The organism is Pseudomonas sp. GXM4, from assembly GCF_008923895.1.
GTDB lineage: Bacteria > Pseudomonadota > Gammaproteobacteria > Pseudomonadales > Pseudomonadaceae > Aquipseudomonas > Aquipseudomonas atacamensis.
In genome coordinates, this window is the sequence record NZ_WBRZ01000399.1 from 1 (window position 1) to 3,464 (window position 3,464).

Annotated in this window: 2 protein-coding genes; one reads left to right on the plus strand and one right to left on the minus strand. The window is 62.9% G+C overall.

Going from position 1 to position 3,464, the window contains the following annotated elements; genetic code table 11:
* Positions 1-5: 5 nt before the first annotated feature.
* Complete coding sequence (locus F8N49_RS26545) at positions 6-992, minus strand: alpha/beta hydrolase family protein (protein ID WP_151553218.1); 987 nt, start codon at positions 990-992, stop codon at positions 6-8.
* A 74-nt stretch (positions 993-1,066) separates the two neighbouring features.
* Here F8N49_RS26545 and F8N49_RS26550 point away from each other — a divergent pair, with 74 nt between their 5' ends.
* On the plus strand, positions 1,067-3,460 hold the full coding sequence (locus F8N49_RS26550; protein WP_151553220.1) for a PAS domain S-box protein: 2,394 nt from the start codon (positions 1,067-1,069) through the stop codon (positions 3,458-3,460).
* Positions 3,461-3,464: the final 4 nt, after the last annotated feature.

Consider the following 3,464-nt stretch of genomic DNA (forward strand, 5'->3'; position numbering starts at 1 on the left):
TTTTATCAGTCCGTATTTTGTGGATTCAACCAGCCCCGCACCCGCCGAAACAGTTGTTCCTGCTCAGCCTTCTTGTCCGGCAATACCTTCAGCGCCACCTGGCTGAACGCCGAGGTCTTCAGACGCTTGCTCGCCTGCATGCGCTCCAGCGCCGCGTTGCGATCCAGCGCTTTGTCCATGTAGAAAATATCCACCGTCGGCAGCTTCAGCGTCGGCGTCAGTTCGGCGAGTGGCGGCAGGGCTTTGGTCGGGACTTGCGCATCGACCATCACCAGTTTTTCCACCTGCGGCGTCTGCCGCTCGCTGAGAAAACGCGCCGCCCAATAAGCGCCGGTGCCGTGGCCGAGCACGACAATGCTGCGCGCGCTCTGCTGTTCGGCGTAGGCAATCGCCGCGTCGATGCGTCCGAAGATGCGATCGGCATCGGCTTTGGCTTGTTCTTCGCTGGTCTCGGCGACCACCTGTTCGGCAACTTCCGCTTCACCGCCTGCGGCCTGTTCGATCGGTTGTGCGGTGGCGGCATCCTTGCTTGTGGTTTCCGGGGCTTTCGGCGCCGCGCCCGGCTCGATCACGCGCGGAGCAATGGCGTCGCCTTGCAGATCCGGCAGGGTGATACTCAGGCTGCTCCACTCGACGTCCGGCAATTTGCGTCGCAACGGGCCGATTGCCTGCGGCCAGTCAGCGGTTTCGCCGGCACCGGGAACGATGATCACCGCGCCTTTGGGCTCGGCGCTGTTGGCCGGTTTCCACAGGGCGAGGAAAGTGTCGCTGCCAGCCTGCAGTTGTTGCTGCTCTTGCGCTGGCAGTTTACGTTGCAGTGCGGCGGCCTCTTCCTGACTACGCTCAAGCAGTGGCTGGCGCTCGGCCGGTTTTTCTTCGGCGGGTTTATCCGTGGCGGCAGGCGCAGGGTCGGCGGCTTCGACGGAAAACGCACAAGGCAGGATCAGCGACAGGCACAATGCTGGCAGTGCCAGGCGGTAGACAGAGGGCATCGGTTATTCCAGGCCAGAAAAGTATCCCGGCAGCCTAATGGGTTGGTCAGAATTTGTCAGTGTATGAGACTTCAATGAAGCGATTTTGCTGCCTGTGGGTTATCGGCTGTTTGTGGTTTCCCTTGATGGGCTGGGCGGCGCCTGCGCCGCCGGCTCATGCCGCGCAATTGTCGCCAGAGCAGCAGCAATGGCTGGCGCAGCACAACGAATTGCGCGTCGGCCTGGTGTTGCAGGCGCCCTACGCGACCTACGATCGGCGCCTGCAGCGATTGTCCGGGGCCAATGTCGAGTTGATGAAACTGCTGGCCAACACCCTCGGCGTGGAACTGAGCTGGCGCAACTTTCAGGATCTGGGGGCATTGGAAAACGCTTTGCGCGAGGGCGAGATCGACATCGCTCCGGGCCTCAGCCAGACCCCGAGCGCGCTGCGCCTCTGGCAGTTTTCCGACCCGTACATGCGCGTGCCGCAACTGGTGGTCAGCGACCAGAAAAGCAGCGGCGCGGTCGATCTGGAAAAGCTCGACAGCCAGACCCGCGTCGCCGTGCGCATGCCGAGCAGCACTGCCGACTATCTGCGCAGCAACTATCCGCACTTGAATTTGCAAGGCGTGCCATTGGAACGTCAGGCCTTGCAACTGCTGTTGAGTCAGCAAGCCTCCTACGCGGTGGTCGACGAAGCACAGTTGGGCCGGCTGTCGGTGGAGCCGGAGTTTGCCGAACTGGTGGTGGTTGGCGATATCGGCCTGCCGCAGCTGCTGCGTGTGGCCTCGCGCCGCGATTGGCCGGAACTGGCCGGCATTGTCCAGAGCGCCTTGCGCGCAATACCGGCCAAGGACCTGGAACAACTGCACAACCAATGGCTGCAGCCGAAATACCCACGGCTGACCGAGTCGCCGGGGTTTTGGCAGAACCTCAGCCTGTTGTTCGCGGTGATGCTGCTCAGTTGCGCGGCAATCGTGGCGTGGCAGCGGCGCCAACAGCACAGCCTCGAACAGCGCCTGCTCAGCGCCCGCGAAGACATTGCGTTGCGCGCGGCCAGTGAAGAGGCGCTGCGGCTGACACAGTTTTCCATCGACCAAAGCACCGTCGGCATTCTCTGGGTCAATTGGGACAGCCATGTGCGCTACGCCAACCGTGCGGCGGAAAACATGCTCGGCTATCCCTCGGGCGGGCTGATCGAACGGCCGCTGATCGATTTCGAGCCCGGCCTGCACATGGATCGCTGGCTCAATCTGTGGAAGCGTGCACGGGCCAGCGAAGAAGGGCCCTTGAGCTTCGAAACCAGTTGCCTGCGCGCCGATGGCAGTGTGCTGCCGGCGGACGTTTCCCTGAGCTTCCTGCGTTTTCGCGACAGTGAATATCTGGTGGTCTACCTCACCGACGTCACCGATCGCCGCCGCGCGCTCGCCGCTTTGCAGGAAAGCGAGGCGCGCCTGCAAGGCATCGCCGCCAACGTCCCGGGTCTGGTGTTCAGGCTGGAGCGGGCACCGGTGACCGGGCAGATCGACTTTGCCTACATCAGCGAGGGCAGCGAAAGTCTGGTCGGTTATGCGCCGGCAGCCATCGCACATCGCGACATGGGCTTGCGCAGCCTCGTGCACCCCGACGACAAGGCCAGTTATCACCGCACCCAGGATCAGGCGCTGGACACTGACAGCGACTGGTCGTGGCAGGGTCGCATCGTCACGCGCCAGGGTGAGCAGCGCTGGGCCGAGATCAAGGCGATCACCCGCCAGCTGGAGGACGGCGCCTATGTGTGGGACGGCATCGTCTGGGACATCAGCGAAAGCAAACGCATCGAGCTGGAACTGGCGGCCTCGCGCGAGCAACTGCGTGAACTGTCGGCGCACCTGGAAAGCGTGCGTGAAGAAGAGAAGGCGCGCATCGCCCGGGAAGTCCATGATGAGTTGGGACAGATGCTCACCGTGCTGAAACTGGAGACATCGATGTGCGAATTGGCCTACGCGCAACTCGATCCGGGACTCAACGAGCGGCTCAACAGCATGAAACGCCTGATCGCGCAGTTGTTTCAGCTGGTACGCGATGTGGCGACGGCGTTGCGTCCGCCGATCCTTGATGCCGGGATTGCCTCGGCCATCGAGTGGCAGGCTCGGCGTTTCGAGGCGCGCACACAGATACCGTGTCTGGTGCAGGTGCCGGACAACCTGCCGGCACTCAGCGATGCCAAAGCGGTGGGGCTGTTCCGGATTTTGCAGGAGGCGCTGACCAATGTGATGCGCCATGCTCAGGCGCACACGGTGGAGTTGACGCTGGAGCTTGCGGGCGATGAATTGTGTCTGACCGTCAGCGATGATGGCGTAGGATTTGTCGCGGCTGAGGGGAGGCCGACGTCGTTTGGCCTGGTCGGCATGCGTGAGCGGGTGCTGATCATGGGCGGGCGGCTGGAGCTGGTGAGTGAGCCGGGGGAGGGCACCAGTCTTAAGGTGTGGGTGCCTGTGGATCGCTAAAAGA